At 63.7% G+C, this 18613-nt stretch carries 18 protein-coding genes and 1 pseudogene; 8 read left to right on the top strand and 11 right to left on the bottom strand.

Annotated elements, in window-relative coordinates; genetic code table 11:
- Positions 1-60 precede the first annotated feature (60 nt).
- Together G6N38_RS01940 and G6N38_RS01935 are read right to left on the bottom strand one after the other, a co-directional pair.
- Positions 61-1053, bottom strand: coding sequence for an Acg family FMN-binding oxidoreductase (locus tag G6N38_RS01940; RefSeq protein ID WP_163746002.1), 993 nt, complete (start codon positions 1051-1053; stop codon positions 61-63).
- Between the two features lie 229 nt (positions 1054-1282).
- Positions 1283-1777: a shikimate kinase gene (locus G6N38_RS01935; RefSeq protein ID WP_246227628.1), complete on the bottom strand. Its 495-nt coding sequence runs from the start codon at positions 1775-1777 to the stop codon at positions 1283-1285.
- A 110-nt stretch (positions 1778-1887) separates the two neighbouring features.
- On the opposite strand from G6N38_RS01935, the gene G6N38_RS01930 reads away from it, so the two are divergent.
- Positions 1888-2607 (top strand): type II toxin-antitoxin system VapC family toxin, encoded by a 720-nt coding sequence (locus tag G6N38_RS01930; RefSeq protein WP_163746001.1) that lies wholly within the window; start codon positions 1888-1890, stop codon positions 2605-2607.
- Between the two features lie 111 nt (positions 2608-2718).
- Here the strand turns inward: G6N38_RS01930 and G6N38_RS01925 are convergent, their stop codons facing one another.
- Entirely contained in the window at positions 2719-3342 is a 624-nt protein-coding gene (locus G6N38_RS01925; protein ID WP_163746000.1) for a nucleotidyltransferase domain-containing protein, read from the bottom strand.
- Positions 3339-4634 (bottom strand): cytochrome P450, encoded by a 1296-nt coding sequence (locus tag G6N38_RS01920; protein WP_163745999.1) that lies wholly within the window; start codon positions 4632-4634, stop codon positions 3339-3341. The genes G6N38_RS01925 and G6N38_RS01920 overlap by 4 nt, the downstream gene beginning before the upstream one ends.
- Positions 4635-4807: 173 nt before the next feature.
- On the opposite strand from G6N38_RS01920, the gene G6N38_RS01915 reads away from it, so the two are divergent.
- Positions 4808-5164, top strand: coding sequence for a nuclear transport factor 2 family protein (locus G6N38_RS01915; RefSeq protein ID WP_163745998.1), 357 nt, complete (start codon positions 4808-4810; stop codon positions 5162-5164).
- A gap of 31 nt (positions 5165-5195) precedes the next feature.
- On the opposite strand, the gene G6N38_RS01910 is transcribed toward G6N38_RS01915, so the two are convergent.
- Both G6N38_RS01910 and G6N38_RS01905 read right to left on the bottom strand, forming a co-directional pair.
- On the bottom strand, positions 5196-5693 hold the full coding sequence (locus G6N38_RS01910; RefSeq protein ID WP_163745997.1) for a copper resistance CopC family protein: 498 nt from the start codon (positions 5691-5693) through the stop codon (positions 5196-5198).
- The gene (locus G6N38_RS01905; protein WP_163745996.1) at positions 5690-6379 is read right to left on the bottom strand and encodes a YcnI family protein; all 690 of its coding nucleotides are present in this window, start codon (positions 6377-6379) and stop codon (positions 5690-5692) included. Before G6N38_RS01905 ends, G6N38_RS01910 begins: the two co-directional genes overlap by 4 nt.
- 105 nt (positions 6380-6484) lie before the next feature.
- Here G6N38_RS01905 and G6N38_RS01900 point away from each other — a divergent pair, with 105 nt between their 5' ends.
- Complete coding sequence (locus G6N38_RS01900; protein WP_246227625.1) at positions 6485-6802, top strand: N-acetylmuramoyl-L-alanine amidase; 318 nt, start codon at positions 6485-6487, stop codon at positions 6800-6802.
- A gap of 205 nt (positions 6803-7007) precedes the next feature.
- Here the strand turns inward: G6N38_RS01900 and G6N38_RS01895 are convergent, their stop codons facing one another.
- The 3 genes and pseudogenes from G6N38_RS01895 to G6N38_RS30570 form a co-directional block, all read right to left on the bottom strand.
- On the bottom strand, positions 7008-9383 hold the full coding sequence (locus G6N38_RS01895; protein WP_163745995.1) for a cadherin-like domain-containing protein: 2376 nt from the start codon (positions 9381-9383) through the stop codon (positions 7008-7010).
- Positions 9384-9652: 269 nt separating this feature from the next.
- Positions 9653-12394 carry a helix-turn-helix transcriptional regulator gene (locus G6N38_RS01890; RefSeq protein ID WP_163745994.1) on the bottom strand — a complete coding sequence of 914 codons (2742 nt, stop codon included), beginning with the start codon at positions 12392-12394 and terminating at the stop codon, positions 9653-9655.
- A 406-nt stretch (positions 12395-12800) separates the two neighbouring features.
- Positions 12801-12996 (bottom strand): annotated as a pseudogene (locus G6N38_RS30570) (IS3 family transposase); the annotation flags it as partial.
- A gap of 227 nt (positions 12997-13223) precedes the next feature.
- Here G6N38_RS30570 and mraY point away from each other — a divergent pair.
- The 3 genes from mraY (at position 13224) to G6N38_RS01875 (ending at position 15805) form a co-directional block, all read left to right on the top strand.
- On the top strand, positions 13224-14306 hold the full coding sequence (gene mraY / locus G6N38_RS01885; protein ID WP_163745993.1) for a phospho-N-acetylmuramoyl-pentapeptide-transferase: 1083 nt from the start codon (positions 13224-13226) through the stop codon (positions 14304-14306).
- A gap of 208 nt (positions 14307-14514) precedes the next feature.
- On the top strand, positions 14515-15153 hold the full coding sequence (locus G6N38_RS01880) for a maleylpyruvate isomerase family mycothiol-dependent enzyme (RefSeq protein WP_163745992.1): 639 nt from the start codon (positions 14515-14517) through the stop codon (positions 15151-15153).
- A 115-nt stretch (positions 15154-15268) separates the two neighbouring features.
- Positions 15269-15805: a hypothetical protein gene (locus G6N38_RS01875; protein WP_163745991.1), complete on the top strand. Its 537-nt coding sequence runs from the start codon at positions 15269-15271 to the stop codon at positions 15803-15805.
- 56 nt (positions 15806-15861) lie between these two features.
- On the opposite strand, the gene G6N38_RS01870 is transcribed toward G6N38_RS01875, so the two are convergent.
- Positions 15862-16497: a DUF3887 domain-containing protein gene (locus tag G6N38_RS01870; protein WP_163745987.1), complete on the bottom strand. Its 636-nt coding sequence runs from the start codon at positions 16495-16497 to the stop codon at positions 15862-15864.
- A 112-nt stretch (positions 16498-16609) separates the two neighbouring features.
- Complete coding sequence (locus G6N38_RS01865) at positions 16610-17269, bottom strand: TetR/AcrR family transcriptional regulator (protein ID WP_163745990.1); 660 nt, start codon at positions 17267-17269, stop codon at positions 16610-16612.
- Between the two features lie 225 nt (positions 17270-17494).
- Here G6N38_RS01865 and G6N38_RS01860 point away from each other — a divergent pair, with 225 nt between their 5' ends.
- The gene (locus G6N38_RS01860; protein WP_163745989.1) at positions 17495-17968 is read left to right on the top strand and encodes a hypothetical protein; all 474 of its coding nucleotides are present in this window, start codon (positions 17495-17497) and stop codon (positions 17966-17968) included.
- Positions 17965-18486, top strand: a complete 522-nt coding sequence (locus G6N38_RS01855; RefSeq protein WP_246227620.1) for a peroxiredoxin family protein — start codon at positions 17965-17967, stop codon at positions 18484-18486. Before G6N38_RS01860 ends, G6N38_RS01855 begins: the two co-directional genes overlap by 4 nt.
- The last annotated feature ends 127 nt before the right edge of the window (positions 18487-18613 follow it).

Raw genomic sequence — 18613 nt, 5'->3', positions numbered from 1 at the left:
CCAGCGACCTTGGCCCGAAAGATGTATGACCCTCGCGGCGGTGCCGTCGGGTTACCGAACTCAATCTCGCGATGCCGCAGCCCAGGTCAGCACTTCGTCTAGCGGGCGGCGAGGGGTCGGCGGTTCCACGTCGGTGTCCGCCGGCACCGAGCCGACCCGGATCAAGATCTGGGGGAGTGCGCGTCCGGAGAGTCGGCTGATGATGTCACGGCTGGCCGCGACCTCGGTCATATGGGTCAGCGGACACGTTGCAAAGCCCGCCATGGTGGCCTCCAGGAGCGCCGCCGAGAGCGCCTCTCCGCAGGTGAGAATGTCGCGGTGGGTGTCATCCAAAGCAGACAGCACAACCACCGTCGAGTTGTCTTCTGGCACTTGAGAACGTCTCTCGCAATGGTGGGTGACGGGGAAGTTTCGGCCGATATCCACTCGATCACCTTCTGCTGCCGTGACCAGCGAACTGTGTGGTATACCATCTGTTGTTCCGAATTGACCTGTCCACCAAGATAATTCAGCGTGATAGGACGAATCGTATAGACGCAACGATTCAGTGAGCTGGGATGCTTCGGCCAGTTGCGGGCGTGCATCCTTGGGGAGAACATCCAACAAAGCGATGTCATCACCGACCTGACGGCGCAGCGCTGGCTCGAAGGCATCCCAGTCGGCAGGTGCGTCAAAAGGCAGGCGGTCGGTGCGTCGTGCGAGGATCGCGTCGGCTCGGCGCCGATGGGCGTCGGTGACGAATTCCATGGGAATGAAGCCGATCGACGCCAAGTGGGTGTGATCGTTGGGATTGGGGTAATAGTCGACGTCTGCCGCCCATCCAGCCGACGCCAAGGCGACCCTCAAATGGTCAAGTACCGCACCGCAGCTCAACAATGCCTGCCGCCCTGAAGAATCGGCGTCGACGAGACGATCACGGTCCAGAAACAGCTGCAGCGCGCCGGTGTTGTCACCGACAAACCGCCATGGCTGGCTGTTGTGGATCGAGGGCGCTCGGCACGCACGATGCACAGCTTGGGCGATGACATCGCGGCACAACACAGTTCGAGACATGAAATTTCCTCCTATGTCTGCGAACTATGGCGCGCCCCGAGAGTTAAAGCCAGGGTCTTTGGACCCAGATGCGGCAGGACCTCCGTCGCCCGGCGTCCCTGGAGATACGCGCCGAACTGGCCGGTGGATAGCAGCGACTCGGCATCTCGCTACGGTCACGGTGCCGTTAGTCCATGGGGCTTGGGACCACTACCGGCGTCGATCCTGAGCCATCGACGAGGGAAGCGTCTCATGGCATTCCACTGGCCAGGGCGATGTCGACCAGAAGGTCAACAACCTCAGGCAGCCGACGGGTGGTGTCAATCACGTGCGTAGCGCTCTGCCGCAGCAACGGCTCAACGGTGGCGATGTCCGACAGGATCCGCGCACGTTCGTCCGGCTGCTTGCCGAACGGGTTATTGGTGCGCTGCTCGAGACGGTCGAGCACGACATCGAGCGGCGCGGTGAGAAGTACGACCGCGTCGAACCGGTGATAAAACCGACCCTGGTTGGCGACCGTCCCTTGAACGAATAGGGCTGTCGCGCGGGGCCGTTGCAGTAGCTCCTCAATCATCGGCTCGCGCCATAATGGCTCGCCGTCGACGCTCTGGATCCACGGACCATCGTCGGTGTCCACTGTGGTGTAGCCGCGACGGGCAAGCTCGTCCAACGCCGTTGACTTACCCACGCCCGACATGCCCGTCACCAGGACCGCGGCCGGACGCGCCCCACCCACAGCTGCCATCCCCTCAGGGTAAACAGGCTGGTCCGTCCATGGCAGGTTGAACGGGGCCCCGGACGGTACTGCGCGATTTCGCCGGCGCTGGAGCTTCTACGGCGTTACCGTGGGTGGCTGTGGACTGGGAATTTGAGGCCGAGGTGTTCCAGTGGCGTGGCCCCGCACCGTATTTCTTCGTCGCCACACCCGCGCACGTCGATGAGTTCCTGCACGCGCACCATGGCGAGCTCACCTACGGCTGGGGAGTCATCCCCGCGCACGTCCGTATCGGCACCACCGAGGTGACCACATCCCTGATCCCCAAAGACGGGGTGTATCTGGTCCCGCTGAAGATCGCCCTGCGCCGTCCCGAAGGGATAGATGACGGTGATCTCGTACGAGTACAGCTGCAGGTCAGCCGGCACAACAGCGGTGAACCATCCGAAGGCGCGGGGATGTCTACGTTTGTCATCGATGCACCGGTGGCCGTGAAACTTGCCACAGATAACGCTGTTATACCCCCGCAGCACAGCCTGACCGCACCCACCCTGCTGCGCTCGCAGGTCCTGAGCCTGGTGTACGAATCGGTGCGCCGCGGCGAGATCGACGAACGCGCCGGACGCCAGATTCTCGACGGTATCCGCGGCCTGCGGATCCGGTTCCTCGGCGACCGATCCCTGGAGGACAATGCTTGGCGGCTGGCCTGCAAGCTGAACTGGCCGGACGTACATCAAGTCGAGTACATCGTGCTGACCCAGCTGCAGGCCGACGCGCTGGTTACCTTGAACGACGAACTCGCCGCAGCGGCACGTGCATTCGTCAAGACGGCGTCCCTCGCCGACATCCTGCTGACGTAAATCAACCGAACACATGCGACCGGCCGAATCCGGGCGACGATCTGAGCCTGCGCGGTCCGAATCGTGGGTCCGATGATTTCAGATCCGGTGCGGTGCTGTCATGTTCGATAGCTAGGCCGTCAGTCTGCGTCCCCAGGGGTGGCCCGGTTCTTCCTCGCTCATTGATTGAGCCAACCAACAGCGGCTGGCGTCGTCGAGCTTTGGGAGGCACCGCTCGAAGTCGAGATCGTCCTTCGACTGGGCGTGCCTAGCTTTGAGCAGGAGTTGAACCTCGGGCCGTAGGTACGTGATGCCCTCGTGGGACCACAAACAATCATTGATCGGGCGCGAGATGTGCGTGGCGCGTTTATAGACCCAGGTCTCACCGCGAACATCTTCGAGCAGCACGTCGTACTCCCACGGGTCGGCGCCGTTGGCCCGCAACCAAAGGTTGCCGCAGTCATCCGAAATGCTCGCGCCGTGGCGAGGCAGCGGTGTCAGGCTTCCCGCCGCCGCCCACACATCCAAGGTGGCTCCGACGAACTCGATGAAACCCTCCGCCTCCGTGCGCGGGATACCAATGTCGAGGTCGCCATGGGCGCGCGAAGTACCGGTGAACGCATCAATCGCCCAACCACCAGCGATCCACCACCTACCTGGATAACCGTCAAGGAAGCTGGCCGCCTCACGAGGGGTGCGGGCTCGCCATGGGCCGTACAGCCGCACCACCTCGGCATGATCTTGGTGGTGGTTCACGTCAGGACGACGGTGGTGCCACGACCGGGAACGTGGGTGACACCACGGCGATGTACCGGCTCGGGTGCGGACCGGTCGGGCTGTATCTGGTTATGCGCGAACAATGCTTTGAGCACGATTCGCATTTCACGCTCGGCAAAAACCGCACCGAGGCAGTGGCGCACACCTCCTCCGAAGGGAATCCACGTGTGGGTGCTGAAGTGATTGTCCAGAAATCGCTCGGGACGGAATTGTTCAGGGTCGGGGTAGATTTCGGGCCGCCGATGCATCAGGTAGATCGACGGTACGACGGCCGCGCCGGCAGGCAATGACACTCTGCCGATCACCGCAGGCTCTTGGAGCCGTCTGCCTACCAAGGCGACCACGGGTCGCAGCCGAAGTGACTCCTTCACCACGGCGTCAACGTATCGATCGCTATCGGCGCGCGTCTCCTCGATCAAACGCGCTTGGATGTCGGGGTAACGGACGATCCGCTCGACCGCCCAGGCCAGCCCTGATGCCGTCGTCTCATGGCCGGCCAACAGCAGCGTGATCAGTTCATCGCGGATCTCGCGGTCGCTCATCGGATGGCCGTCGGCGTGCTCCGCTCGCAGCAGCATCGATAGCACGTCAGTGCGCTCGTCGAGGTTGTCCACCCGCCGCCGTGCGCCGATCTCTTCGTAGAGAAGTCGATCTACGTCGCGTAGAAATCGTTGGGCGAGCTTGGTTCTCATTTGTTGAGGGCCGACCACCAACAGCATCAATTGGCCCAGGGCATGTGACAGCGGTGCGAGCATGCGTAGCAGCGCTGCCCGTAGCTCGTCCAAACGTTGTCCGTGATCGAGTCCGAACACCACGCGCAGAATGACTTCCAGTGTCAAAGTCTGCATCCGGGGATGCAGCCTCACGGGTTCACCACGTGGCCACCGAGCGATCTCAGCCTCAGCGATGTCGGTCATGGTGTTGGCGTAGCTCTGCAAGTGACTGCCACGGAACGTCGGCATGAGGAGGCGGCGCTGCTCCCTGTGCGCATCACCATCAAGCAACAGGACCGAGCTTCCGCCGACGACCGGCAGAAGGATGCGGTTCGCCTCGCCAGCGTTGGCGACATCAGGAGACAAGGTGAAGACATCCTTGACGGCGTCGGGATGCGACACCATCACCATGGCTCCCTCGCCAGCGAGCTTTAAGGTGAACGTGTCGCCGTACCGGGCAGCAGAACGCTTCATGAACTCCCAGGGGCGCGCGATCCACGCCGCGGTTTGAACGGCCATGGGGAGTCGCGGGCCCGGTGGCAGCGTATCGACCATCATCAGTTCCCCCATGAACCGCGTGGCAACGTTGCCTCGCCATCAGGACTTTAGGTGCTGGCCATGTCAGGCACCAGACCCTCAACTCGAAAAAGTGAGCCCTCAATCATTCGGAGCTGGGCCGGACGTCAAAACCATTGGCGCGCTGGAAGCCGCCGCGACTACCGTGTTCGACCATGAAGCCCGACGCAGTCGTCTTTAGTGAACTGTGGGTGGCGGCGTGGAATGCGCACGACGTTGAGTCAGTCCTCGTCCACTTTGACGACAACGTGGTGTTCACCTCACCCGTGGCTGCCAAGCTCCTGCCGCACACCGCCGGGGTGATTCGGGGCAAATCCGCACTACGCGACTACTGGATCAGTGCACTCCAGCACGTCGCCAACCTTCACTTCGTGGTCGAAGGCGTCTATGACGGAATCGACACCATCGTGATCAACTACCGCAACCAAGATGGCGGCCAGGTCAACGAGATTCTGCGATTCGCCGACGGCCTGGTCATCGAGGGGCACGGAACATATCTCGTGCTGCCCTGACAGCCGAACACCATGTAGCTCCTGACTGAAGTCAGTTTCGCCGTCGCAGTGCCCACCATCCTGCGCCCCCGAGCAAGGCCACCGCTGCGGCGAGGAAGAAGGGCCATATCGGAATCCCTTGGGAGGCAGTAGAAGGCGAAGAGGCGGATGGTCCGGGTCGGCCTGTGCCGGCGGTGCTGAGATGGAATGGCCATGATCCGGAGACGACGTGTCCGTCGGCGGAGGTGACGCGATAGTTGACGGTGTAGGTGCCGACCGGACCGAGGGGCAGGACATCGACGGAAATGATGGCGCCCTGTAGATGAGGTTGCCCGGTGGACCACAGGTTCCCGTCGGGTCCCACGACGGTCATCGCGGAGAACGTCGTCTGGAGACGTTCGTTGAACGTGGCGCTGACTTGGACGGGGCCCGTGGTGAGTACGGCGTCGACGGCCGGGTCGGTGGCGATGCGCACGGCGTGCGCTGACGCTGCGGGCGCACCGGCGAGCGCAATGATGCAGAACGCTGCGAACACCGCCGCCGCCTTCATGACCGTCGCCGCGTCACCAAGGTGATGGCCACGCTTGCCGCGGCGATTACGAGGGCGGCCCCGGCCAGCCAGCGTGAGGTGTTGTCCGAGGCGGGCGCCGACGCCGACGCCGCCGGTGCTGCGGGGGCAGGGCTCGCCGATACGGTGGCCGACGGCTGGTCTGCGGCCTCGTGTGGTGTGGTCCCCAGAGTCAATATGGGAACGGGGTGTTCGGGTTCGGTGCCCCCTGCCGGAGTGGGCTGATCCCAGTGCACGACGGTGCCGTCGCTATAGGTCTGGGTGGTGGGGAAGGAGGCGCTGGCGCCGGTGGGCAGCGTGGCCGCCACCCGGAACAGAACGAACTGGTCGGGCGCGATGCCGGCGCCGGGTGCCGCAGTCCAGGTGATGGATTTGACGGTGCCTGCCGCCACGTTGCGGTCCAGGCGAGCCGCCCAGCCCGGGATCTGTTCGGCGCTGACCTCGGTCAGATCGGGAAGGGCGACAGTCACTTCAGACGTGGACGCTCCCTTGTCAGACTCGTTGGGGACTTCAAATGCCAGGATGGCGTCCTCACCGGGGGTGGTGTGATCGGCATCGACGTGAACGTGTGCCCACGCAGGTGCCGCGGCCATTGCAGCGACGACGCTCAGAGCCGAAACGCACACGACGACGTGCGCGGCCTTGGCGGTGATGCTGTTGGTTCTCATATCGGTTCGCTGGCCTTCCCTGGGACAGTGGGAGTTTGGTTCCCACATCCAATGGTCGGCGCAACGGTTCGCGCGGTTCCCTGGGAATTGACTGTGCGCTAAGACGTGGGGATATCCGTCAGATACGCCTCACCGCGCATCAGCGCGACGACGCTGGCCCCGCCGGCGGTGACCTTCGCCCGCACCATGCGCGACCAGCTTGTCGCGTCAGGCATGCAACCCTCCACCTATCGCGGCAGCGACGGCCTGTACGGGCGTGCCGATCTGGCTGGGCTCAACCTGGCGGCCTATCCCTCGATCCTGATTGAAATGGGCAACATGAAACACCTGGGCGACGCGAACGTACTGACCAGCCAGCAGGGACAGGCCGCGTACGCCGCCGCCGTCGTCCGTGGCATCGCCGCCTACCTGTCCACCACGTGACTCGGTGGCGTATGTCGGGCAGACGATCTGGCGATGCGATTCAGGCGCTGCAGCGCGGCCCGTTCTTCATCGCACCGTCGGGTTCTTCAGCTCAGGTGCCGAGTTCTTTCGGTGACACCGGAACAGTAAAAGTCATGGCTTCAAGGTCAGCTGCCGAACTGGGAGGGCCTTTTACGGCACTCATGAGCCAACTGTGCATCGTGGGTTACGAGAGCGCGGTGACCTCGACGGTGCCGTTCCCATAGTTGGTGGCGTAGAGGTGGGTGCCGTCGGGGCTGACGGCGATCCCCGTGCCAGCGCCGTCGTCATAGGTCGCCACAGTGGTGACCGCGCCGGTAGCGAGGTCCAGTTTCGATACCGTGTTGCCGCCATTGGTGATGAACAGCGAGCCGCCGTCGGGGCTTTTGACGATCTCCTGCACTGCGGCCGGAATGTGTATGTGCTGCGTGGTGGTCGCGGAGGACAGGTCGACGACTGCGATCGCCGGTCCGATGTTCGGGACGAATCGCTCTGCGACGTAAAGCGTTGTGCCGTCGGAGCTGAGGACCGGGTCTAGTGGATTGACCTGGTCGACGGCTTGGCCACCGACGTAGATCCGGGTCGCTCCGGTCAGGGTTCCCGGGCTGGGGATGACGAACATGTAGTTGGAGCTGTAGTCGGTTACGTACAGAGTTCCACCGACGCTGGCGACGCCACTGGGTCGGATGGTCTCGCCGTCACCGAGTAGGGTGGTGGTGCTGACCGTGTTGGTGGCGGTGTTGATCTGTGTCACTGCGGCCTGGGTGATGTTGTTGCCGTCGATGGCGACGTCGAGGGTGCTGCCGTCGGCGCTTATCGCAAGTCCCTCCGGGTTGCCGCCGACGGTGACGGTGGCGGTGACGGTGTTAGTGGCGGTACTGATCACCGAGATGGTGCCGTCGTCGAAGTTTGTGACGTAGACGTGTTTTCCGTCCGGAGCCATTTTGATTGCGGTGGGGGAGTTGCCGACCGCGATGGTGGTGGCGACGGTGTTGGTGGCTGTGTCGATGACCGACACCGACTTGCTGCCGTTGTTGGTCACATAAAGATGCGCACCATCGGGCGAGATCGCAAGTTGTTCGGGGTTCGTGCCGACGGTTATTTTGATCGGACCGGTGCTGCTTGCCGTGGGACTGATTGGCACGCTGACGGTTTCGTTCGCCGAGGCGCCGGTCGCGTTGGTGGCGGTCACGGTGAAGGTATCGGTCGTGGGGCCGCCGGAGGCGGCGTTGGTCCGCGCTGTGGTCGTCGGCGTGTAGGAGAAGCCGCCGTTCCCGGTGAGGCTGAGCGTTCCCAGGCTGGGGCTGGAAGTGATGCTGTAGGTCAGCGTGCGTCCTGCTGGGTCGGTGAAATTGGCTGTGCCGGTAACAGTTCCGGTATCAGTGGCTGGCGTTCCCACGGTGGGCGTACCGGCGACAGGGGTGTCGGCCAGTGCCGTCTGAGTGATAGTGACGACCGCCGCCGAGGTTGCGCCGGCGGTATCAGTGGCGGTGATCGTGATGGTGTCGGTGGCGTGGCCGGGGTCGGTGACGACGTCGGCCGGGGTGTATCCCGCGCCGGGGGTGAAGGTCAGGGTGCTGGCCTGGGTGGGGCTCGGGCTAACCGTTCCCTGCAGACTCGTGGCCGTGTAGGTCACCGGATTGCCGGCCGAATCGCTGCTGATGACGGTGATGATGGTGACCCCGGTATGGGGATCGGGGGTGCCGGCGGTGGCGTTGACCGTCACGGTGGTGGCGGGGGCGCCGACGGCGGTGACGGTCAGGCGGACCGCGACAGTCGGCTCTGAAGTCACGCCGAGCAGGCCGAGCAACCCGTGGATGGCGGCAGGATTGGCGGCGTTGGCGTCGCTGACCTTGACGCGGAATATGTCGGTTCCACCGCTGGCGGCCTCGGCTGCGTCTGGCGTGTAGCTGAACGATCCGTCCTCGTTGACTGTGACAGTGCCCTTTGCGGGCTGGGTGGTCACGGTGTAGGTGATTTGGTCGCCGTCGGGGTCGGTGGCGTTGAGACTTCCGGTGACGACACCGGTTTTCGGATCTTCGGCGGTGATGGTGGGTTTGGCGCTGGGGTAGCGATTGTTGATGCGGTATTCAATTTCCCGCACGGCGGTCCATGCGGCGGCCAGCGGCTCGGGGACTGGCAGCGCCGGAATGGGCAGCTGATGGGCCAAGGCAGACAGTCCCGTCCAACTCAGAACGTCGGAGACGATCCCGGCGAGGGTGACCGGGGCAGTCACGGGTGCTGGGTAGGCGGCGGCCGGCGTCAGGGAGGCGACAGTGATGCGACCGGTCGTGTCGGCTGTCGGACTGACAGCGGCGACCGCGAAGACGGGCGCTGTGGCTGGCCGGTGGAGGGGTGATTGCGTGGCCGCCGGCGTGGGTGCGATCGAAGCGTCAGCGATTTGGTGGGCGACGTACCCGCCGGTGGCGGCTGCGTGCCGGTTGCGCTGAAGGTCGGCCGCGCGGGTGCCGGTCGTGGCCGACGGCCCCTCGGGGCGGTGGGCGGTACCGCCGGGTGCTGCTGATGCGGTGTCGGCACTAGCGACGCCCTGTCCGACAGCCATGGCGGCACCGAGCCCGACCGCAACAGAGCCCGCCCGTAGCCAGGTGGCAACGGAACGTGTTTTTGCGGGGCGATGACGGGGTTTGCCTCGGTTGGCACGGGATCGTGCGGCCATGTCGATGTCCTTCGGCGCTGTTGGCGAGGCGAAGCCATCAACAACAGTCCGCCCCCGCTCGGATCTGTCGGGATGACCCTAGCCATGCGGAGAGGTCGGCTACATCTGGGAAATTACTACAATCTGAACTTCCGCTACCCCGGTCACGGACATGACTACGGGTCCACCGCGATGACGTGGTAGAGCTCGCTGCGGGAGTGAATCCCAAGTTTGCGGTAGATGCGGGTGAGGTTGACTTCGACCGTTTTCCTGGTGATGAACAACGTCGAGGCGATGTCACGATTGTTCATACCGCCAGCTGCGAGGTCAGCGATACGCTGCTCGGTCGGTGTCAGCCCGAACGGGTGGACACCGCGGCGCGCGACACGGTCGAGCTCGGTGCGAACCTGTGAGATCCACAGCGGCATACCGGCATTCTCGAAGATGCTGAGAGCCTCACCCAACGCCGCCGCAGCGGCGCCCGGATGGCGCAGGCGTCGTTCGAGCTTGCCGAGCAGGAGTAGGGTGCGCCCTCGTTCGACAGGCATGGGCACCCGGTCATGCTGCGTGAGAGCGTGACGAGCCGACGTCGCCGCAGCGCCCACCTCACCGCGCGCAGCCAACAGCATGGCTCGGCAGCGGGCACCGACAGCCAGCGCCCACGGCCGATCGAGTCGGTGACCGTTGCGTTCGAGGACGGCGATCCTCGTCTCGGCTTCATCGAGTCGACCGAGGATGATCATCGCTTCGATCGCATCGGGGAGAAACCCGGTTGTGAGCACCTCGGTGCAGCGGGGCATCAGTTCCACCATCGGCATCAGCGGTGACAACACCGCGAGCGCTTGGGCATGGTTCCCCAGGGACAGTTCCAAAAATCCGTGGATGGCGACCGTCCAGGACAGCATGAACACGTAGCCGCTGCCTTGGCCTGCGGCCATCGCCTCCTCGATGTGAGTACGGGCGTCGTCGATGCGGCCCTGATAAGCCGCGACCGCGGCCTGCAGCGATGACGCGATGAACGTCGATGCGTCCCCGCCGATGAGGCGAGCGCGATGCAGGGCCTCATCGGCGGTCTCGGCGGCCCGGTCCAATTCGGCACTCCAAATGTCGAATACGGTCCGTTGGAAGGCGATGAACATCAGCTCGCCTTCTTCGCCGCGCGCGACACAGTTCTGCTCCGCCCGGTACAGGGCATCCCGGGCACTCTGGAGGTGCCCGGTCCAGCCCATCAGCAGCGCATTCTGGATGCTGGGCCGAAAGGCCAGAGCCATATCAGATTCGGGCCCGGCGAGAGCCAATGCCTGCTGCAGATCGGTGGCGGCGAAGCCGTCGCCGATCATGAACTGCATCATGGCCCGCATGCCCAACGCCCGGCCGAGCGGCTCCTGTTGAGACAGCAGCCGGGCCGTGGCGACTGCTTGCTCGGCTGTCGAGAATGCGGATTCGACTTGACCGGTGTTCAATTGGGCGAATGCCACCGCCGTGAGAAGGTGCACCCGGAGCGTCGAGGCACTTGGGGAGTCGGCCAACGCACGCCGGCCCAACTCGGCGGCTTCGAGGAAGCTGTCGTCGTGGAGGCGCACCAACATCAGCAACGCCAGAGCTTCGCCGCGAGTCGGCCCCGGTGTCAGCTCGGCAACCACCGCCTCGAGTACGCGACGAGCCTCACGAAGGTCGCCAGAAGCAAAGAGGCATTGTGCCAATCGAATTCGTCGAGGTGCGGAACCGTCACCGAGTCGGATCGCCAGTTCCAGCAACTCGGCTGCTGCCGCGGGGGCACCCCGGGCGCGGGCGATGTTGGCGGCGTCGTCAAGTGCGGCCAATGTCGCTGGCTCGCCGGTCGGGTCGGCGAGCGCCAAATGACGAGCACGGACTTCGGGCGCCGTTACGACGCCGGCAAGTCGCCGATGCATCGCGCGGCGATGCGCCGGGGGTACAGCCGACGCGACTGCGTGGGCGAGTAGAGGATGGGTGAACTGAACGCGGCTTCCATCGATGGCGACGACACTATGAGCTTCGGCAAGTTCCAGCATGGCGATGGCACGCTGTGGAGTCACCCCGATGGCCGCGGCGACCACCGGCAACGTCGGCGTCGCCAGGCTCGCAATGGCTAGCAGGGCGTCCTCGGCACCCTGTTCAACCCTCCCGATCCGCGCGTGGGTAAGTTCAGTCAGGCTGTCGGGCAGCACGAGATCGGTGCTATCGCCGTGCTGATCGGCCTCCCGCGCCAATTCCAGGGCATAGAAAGGATTTCCGCCCGAGAGCTGGTGAATGCGTAGCACCCGTGAACGGCTCACGCGACCCATAGGCTGCGCGGCGAGCACGTCCTGCAGCTCGCCGGCAGTTAACGGCTGCAAATGGATTCGAGTCAACGCATCCGGGGCGGCGAGCTCTATCCGCGCGTCGGCCGCACCGGCGCCGCTGCGCAGGGTGCACGCCACTGCCACCCCAGAGGTCAGCCGGCGAACGGCGAAGCGGATCGCTGCGATGCTGGACGCGTCGATCCACTGCAGGTCGTCGATGGCCAGCACGACGGGCGACTTGGCGGACAACCGATCGACCAAAGTCAGCAGTGCCGCGCCGACGGCCCGTTGATCGACCACAGCGATTCCGGTGTCCGGTTCTCGCAGCAGGGCCGCCGCCAACCCGTGGCGCTGCGGTGCCGGCAGGTCGGCCCACAGCGCCGGATCGACGTCAGCGAGCAAATCGGCGAGCGCCGCGTAGGCCAGCACCGATTCGGCGGGTGCGCCTCGCGCTGCAAGTACTCGGAATCCGTTGGCGCGAGCCAGATGCAGCCCATGCAGCCAAACTGTTGTCTTTCCGATGCCGGGTTCGCCTTCGATGACGATCCCCACGCTGGTGTCGGCCGAGGCGGTAAGCAGGGCGCTGACGGCGGCAATCTCATCCCGTCGTCCCACCGGAGGGCTCGGCGAACCCATGTGAGCGCCAGGATGAATTCCTTCGGCGCCGCACCGTGCGGATGCGTTTGCCATAGCGCAGCTCATTTGCTGATTCGATGCGACGGTGGAGGGTAAGTACACGCGTGCAAGCGAACCCAACAATCGGCGCCAAGGTGTGTTCTGTCCGAGTCACACCCTAATCGGCGTTGCCTCAGTCTGCCGGATATCTGCACCAGTCTCCACGTTCGCTGTGAGTTGACTCAATCCCTGAAGTGGCCCAGGTTTGTTCCTGGATGGGGTTGGCTGGCTGCGGGGTGTGAGGTGCCGGTGGGGCGGCCTGCTGCTCGGCCAGCTGAATGCAGCCGAGGACTTCTTGCAGGGCGTTCCTGGTTGTACCAGGCCTCCTACCCTGCGGCCGCAAGCTCGACTTCGCCGGCGGTGCGCGATGGTTTGCCGCGGTAAACAGCTTGGTCTTGTGGGCGCCATTAAGGGCTTCAGCGAGGGCGTTGTCGTAGCGATCGCCGCGAGATCCAACCGAGGGTGCGATCACGAGCTCGGGCAGGCGGTCTGTGTAGGCCAGCGATAGGCACTTGCGATCCGCGGTCGGAATGATGCATCAATTGAACCTGATCTGAATCATGTTGCCATACACAAGGAACGAGACATCGCGACCCAGCGCCAAACGGTGGGAATGTGCCGCTCAGATTGGTTTTTGGAACGAGACACAACGGACATCGCTTAGGGCGGTACGTAGGGGGCTCCGCCATACTGGCTCGGTGGAGGCTTGGGGTTCGCTGCCGCGCAGCTGTGATCGATCGATCTGCGCGCGAGAGACGTGTGTCGATCTATGAGATCGATACTTATCGCCGCGGGTGTAGCCCTGGTGGTCGCCGCTCTGCTGACTCCTGTGTTGATACGGGTGTTCGCCCGACGCGGGATAGGCCAGCCGATCCGTGACGAGGCCCCGGAAAGTCACCAACGTAAGCGGGGAACGCCGACGATGGGTGGCTTGGCAATCCTCACCGCGATCTGGGCCAGCTACCTGACCAGCACTCTGTTTGCCCAGCTTATGCTCGGAGGTGAAGGCCCGACGGCATCAGGACTACTCGTCCTCGGATTGGCCACTGCACTAGGTGCTGTCGGCTTTGCCGATGACTTTCTCAAGCTCCGGCGCGCCCACAACCTCGGCTTGAACAAGAGAGCCAAGAGCGCGGGCCAACTCATCGCGGCCATTCTTTTCGGCGTTCTCGCGCTGCAATTCCGCAACGCCAACGGTCTCACTCCTGGCAGCACTGCGTTGTCCTACGTCCGTGACATCGCTGCGGTCACACTGCCGCCTGTGCTGTTCGTGCTGCTCTGCATCGTGGTCGTCTCTGCCTGGTCGAATGCCGTCAACCTCACTGACGGTCTCGACGGGCTTGCCGCGGGCGCCATGGCAATGGTGGCCGCCGCCTACGTCCTCATCACGTTCTGGCAGTTCCGAAACCAATGCGCCATCGTCACCGCACCTGGGTGCTATCACGTCCGTGATCCACTCGACCTGGCCCTTGTCGCCGCCGCGACGGCCGGCGCGTGCATCGGGTTCCTCTGGTGGAACGCCGCACCCGCCAAGATCATCATGGGCGACACCGGTTCCTTGGCGCTGGGCGGCATCATCGCCGGGCTCTCGGTAACCAGTCGTACCGAGACCCTGGCCATCATCCTGGGTGCGTTATTCGTCGCCGAAGTGGCCTCGGTCGTCATCCAAGTGATCTCGTTCCGTACTACCGGCCGACGGGTGTTCCGAAACTCTCCGCTGCACCACCACTTCGAACTGATGGACTGGCCGGAAACGACATTGACCATTCGGTTCTGGCTGATCGCCGCCATCTCCTGCGGGCTCGGGATCGCGCTCTTCTACAGCGAATGGCTGACGGCCGCCGGGATCTAAAACCACCACGTCAGCGTGCGGCGCACCGGCATAGGGTCGCGTGCACTGCGCCGAGGCCAGCTGTGATCAGTCTCGTTTCTCTAGACCTCTGATTACGTTAAAAGTCAAGGGGCGTAGGCCGAGCAGCCGCAGATTCGTTGGTGCTCGCGCGCGAGTGTCTGGTTGTCCTCGGCCTGACGCAAGATAGTCAGTGTGATTTGCTGCCACTGTGGGTGGCACGAAGTCTTCTATCTGGCCTGTGGTGCACGCTGAGCGTCGGGCCCTAGTTGAGGACCTGATCGGGCTCGAGACCGCGGAGTGGGAGACCCCGTCATTGTGTGCCGGTTGGGCCGTTCGTGACGTCGTGGCGCATCTTGCGGCCACGGCGGAACTGTCGCGCGTCGGTTTCGTTCGGGAGTTCGTTCGGGCGAGGTTCAGTGTCGATCGAATCGTCGAAAGACAGCTGGCCCGTGCACGCGAACGGGAGGCGTCAGCGTCGTTGACGGCGCTGCGATCCGCCGCGGGTTGCGCTGTCTCGCCGCCGCTTCCGTTGATCACACGCGTCATTGAGATCGTGGTTCACGGGGAAGACATCCGGCGCCCGTTGGGCATCAACCACGTCTATTCGACGACATGGATTGCAGAGGCGGTCGGGTATCTCTTCGGAGACCGATCGTCGGGGGGCAAAGAACGCCTCAAGGGTCTCGCTCTGACTGCGACCGATACCGACTTTTCCATCGGCGACGGGCCGTTGGTGAAGGGTCCGGCGGTTGCGCTGCTCCTCGCGGCCTCGGGTCGCATGGCGCTACTTGACCAGCTGTCCGGGCCGGGCTCGAGTCAGCTCGTCAACCGGCTCCTTCACGCGTGACAACGGTATTCATGCTGCGGCAGCGACCTTGATTCGTCGCCAAGTTGCATCTTGATGGGCGCGGGCCAGAACCGCGATCGCCTGGCACCAGTTCAGTGTCGGCCGGCAGTCGGCGATGCAGGTGGGCATCCACGTGAAGGATATTGGCCAGAGTCATCGCGTCGGCGCGATCGGATGTCGCCCGTGCTTCCTCGGGATGTTTGTGACTCAAGACCAGCTCGGTGCTGGGGTGAGCGCGGTCCGGTTCAACGCGGCGATGGACTTTCTTCCGGCGAACGCCAAGCGAGTCATCACCTGGCCGGCCAAGCCCTTTGGGTGCCCAAGCATGTTCGACACGTATCAAGAGGTGCTGCGCTATCGGATCACACCCGAGCTTGCCGAGCAGATCACGACGCCAGCGCTCGTCGCCGATCCTGACAACGAAGGATACTTCGCCGGCCAACCCCAACGCCTCTACGAGATGCTCCCGGGTGAGAAAGAACTCGTTCGGTTCACCGAGACCGAAGGTGCTGCCGGACATTGCCAGCCAATGGCCCGGGCTCTCGCCGCCCAACGATTCTTCGACTTCCTCGACGAGCGCATCGGGCTCAATGCGTTCACCTTAGGGACAGGATCTGAACAGTCCCGCTTCTCTCAATCGAGGCTTGCCTAAGACACCTGGAAGTTTGAAAGCTTCATCGTGTTGCCGGTGTCGCTTGGCTTACTGGCTCACGTGGCGGCTGATTCGCCGGCGCCGCCGGCCTCATCGGGACTGAGGATGTACAGCCCGGCAATCGACCGATCGTCACGGAAGGTGATGCGAGCGACGAAATCGCCTGCCTCGAAGGTTAATGGCGTGTTTGTGGTGGTGAAGAGGCCGGTGCGCTTGGCGTCGGTATCTCCGTGACTCTCGTAGGCCCCAACCGTGCCCGCAATGTGAGCCCATGCCTCGGCGAGGCCTTCCTCGGTTAGGCCGTCGTGCATCGTGGCGTCGAAGCGCGCGCGGATATCAGCCCACCGGGTGTGAACAAGGTCCTCGATGACGGTCCTGGCGAGTTCGTCGGCTCCAGGAAGTGGTGTGGTGTTCATGGTTTCTCCAGTTCGTGGATCAATTGGTTTTCCGTAACGCTGGAAGACGGCCTGGCGCGATACGCCGAGCACTCCGCCGATTTCCTGCCAGGTTCGACCTGCCGCCCGTGCCTGCTCCACGGCCTCGGCCAGCAATGTCTCGGCCTTGTCCCGAATCTCGTGCGCCGCGCGCACCAACTCGAGTGGATCGTTCTCGCTGTTCAAGACGGGGGCGGCCAAGATCTGGCCGAGCTGGCGGTGAAGCTGTTGGCCAGTCATAGTGAACGAACCGGACATGCGTCAACGTTAGATTGACATGCATACGTTCGTCAAGAATTGCTTGACGTCGTCCGCAACTCCGTCGTTGTGGTCGCCCTGTACCCAATGGAACCGACCTGCGTCGGTTGGGCTATCTGTTGATCAACCGGGTATTCATCGGATCGGGGTTGGACAGATATCCGGCGATGTGCCCAAGTGCCATGTTGAGGGCCAGTTCGAGGGGACGGGCGCTGCGTGTGGTCTGCGCCATGAGCAGTCCGCCCTGCAGTGCGCTCATCATCGTCAACGCCAATTCGTCCGGGTCGGCTTCGACGATGAGTTCGCCGTTGTCGCGCATGGCCGCGAGGCCGGTGGATAAATAGGACTGCCATTCGGCGAAGGACCGCGCGAGCTCGAGGCGCGCGGAGTCAGATCTGTCGGCGAGCTCGCTCACGAGGGAGCCAAGGGGGCAGCCGCCGATCCCTTGTGTTGTGCGCGTCATGGCGACGAGATGATCGCACCAACGCTGCAGACCGCTCCAGGATGTCACCTCACGTAGGCGTGGCTCCTGTGCGGCGATGACCCGCCCGAGCTGAGTCTTTATTACCTCGCCGATAAGGGCGTCTTTGTCGGCGAAGTAGTGATAGAGCTGCGACCTGCTGGTATTGCTGGCCGTCATCACTGCGTCGAGGCTCGTTCCTGCCACGCCGCGCTCACGGACCAGAGATGTGGCTTCAGCCACGATCCGCGCCTTGGTGACCGCTCCGCGGGCCGTCAGTCGCGGCGCCGAACCACGTTCGTTTGTCGCCACGGCTGGACGGTATCCGAATTGGAATTGTCGGTCCACTTTTCCCTCGGCATGATCCCCAGCGTGGCCAACGCATCGCCCGGGAGGGACTTCGACATCGCGCCTCGAACAATGCCCCTTCCCTCGCCACGTCAGCCCTTCGGCGCGACACCGCCTATGGCCCACAACTGCCGACCGTTAACACCAATCCGGCGGCTCGAATTAGTACAAACCGATCGAGAGGGACTTGTGAATCGCACCCAAGACGCCAAGATATTGAAATACAACTCGATGTTTCTCGGCGTGTTCATGTTCATGTTTGGGTTCTTGAAAAATTTCGAGCCGTTTCGCACTATGTTCGACGTGCAGATCACCGAAAGTGACCTGCCACGGCTCAGCATCCCCCTGGGCAAAGTCGGTGAAATGGCGATCGGCCTCGGCCTGCTGTTGCCGGCGTGCTTCAGGCACAAGACCCCAAACCTGTACCGCCCAATCGTGTTCGTCGCGTCAGCCGGGCTCGTGGTCAACATGGGAATTGCGACCTACGTGCACCTGCAACCCGATGTACCGGCCAACGTCCTGCCCCTCGGGATCAAAACCCCGTACATCCCGCTGTTCGTCATGTTCTTGGCGGTCGTGAATCTCTACCAAGCCTATCGAGGCCATAGCCGCCGGCTCCAAGAGCAAGCGGAGACCGCGCAACCGCAATCGGCTTCGTCATGACGGTGTCAACGAATCACGATGGAAGAACCTCTATCTCGCGCCTCGTCAACGGCCAACAGTTCCCCCCGCTCGACGTCTCCGCCGTAGGGGGCGGCACGATCAGCCTGCCGGGCGACCTCGCCGGCTCCTACGGCGTCATCCTGATCTACCGCGGGTCCTGGTGCCCCTACTGCAACGCACAACTCGGCGCGTTCTCGCGCGCACTCGACACCCTGAGCGAGCTCAACGTCAAAGTCGTCGCCCTCTCCGTCGACGATGAGGACACCTCCGCGGAACTGGTCGCCAAGCGCAAGCTGCACTTTCCAGTCGGATACGGCGCCGACGCCGACCAGGTCGCCACCGCGATCGGTGCCTACGTCAACGAAGACCCGCACTATCTGCAGTCGACCGGCGTCATCCTGGCACCGGATGGGACGGTGTGCCTGGCCGTGTATTCGAGCGGGGCGATCGGACGGCTCGTTCCCGACGACGTAGCCGGCTTCGTCAAATACGTGTCCGCACATCCGGACGCACATTGAGCGACCCCCCGATAGCACTGCGTGTTATTTGGGACGCAACTCCTCCGGGGGCTGACCAGGCGAGGCGACTACCGCGCCGTCAACGGGTGGAGACGCCGAATGGCGATCTCTGGCCCTCGCGCCCAAT

It is taken from the genome of Mycolicibacterium helvum, from assembly GCF_010731895.1.
GTDB lineage: Bacteria > Actinomycetota > Actinomycetes > Mycobacteriales > Mycobacteriaceae > Mycobacterium > Mycobacterium helvum.
This window is presented reverse-complemented; position numbering and strand designations above follow the sequence as displayed.

Excerpts from the sequence above, each read along its gene's own strand:
- G6N38_RS01940 (WP_163746002.1), bottom strand. The coding sequence starts at position 1,053 with ATGTCTCGAACTGTGTTGTGCCGCGATGTCATCGCCCAAGCTGTGCAT.
- G6N38_RS01875 (WP_163745991.1), top strand. The coding sequence starts at position 15,269 with ATGCAGGTGGGCATCCACGTGAAGGATATTGGCCAGAGTCATCGCGTC.
- G6N38_RS01935 (WP_246227628.1), bottom strand. The coding sequence starts at position 1,777 with ATGGCAGCTGTGGGTGGGGCGCGTCCGGCCGCGGTCCTGGTGACGGGC.
- G6N38_RS01870 (WP_163745987.1), bottom strand. The coding sequence starts at position 16,497 with ATGTCCGGTTCGTTCACTATGACTGGCCAACAGCTTCACCGCCAGCTC.
- G6N38_RS01905 (WP_163745996.1), bottom strand. The coding sequence starts at position 6,379 with ATGAGAACCAACAGCATCACCGCCAAGGCCGCGCACGTCGTCGTGTGC.
- G6N38_RS01855 (WP_246227620.1), top strand. The coding sequence starts at position 17,965 with ATGACGGTGTCAACGAATCACGATGGAAGAACCTCTATCTCGCGCCTC.
- G6N38_RS01910 (WP_163745997.1), bottom strand. The coding sequence starts at position 5,693 with ATGAAGGCGGCGGCGGTGTTCGCAGCGTTCTGCATCATTGCGCTCGCC.
- mraY (WP_163745993.1), top strand. The coding sequence starts at position 13,224 with ATGAGATCGATACTTATCGCCGCGGGTGTAGCCCTGGTGGTCGCCGCT.
- G6N38_RS01895 (WP_163745995.1), bottom strand. The coding sequence starts at position 9,383 with ATGGCTGTCGGACAGGGCGTCGCTAGTGCCGACACCGCATCAGCAGCA.
- G6N38_RS01915 (WP_163745998.1), top strand. The coding sequence starts at position 4,808 with ATGAAGCCCGACGCAGTCGTCTTTAGTGAACTGTGGGTGGCGGCGTGG.
- G6N38_RS01920 (WP_163745999.1), bottom strand. The coding sequence starts at position 4,634 with ATGATGGTCGATACGCTGCCACCGGGCCCGCGACTCCCCATGGCCGTT.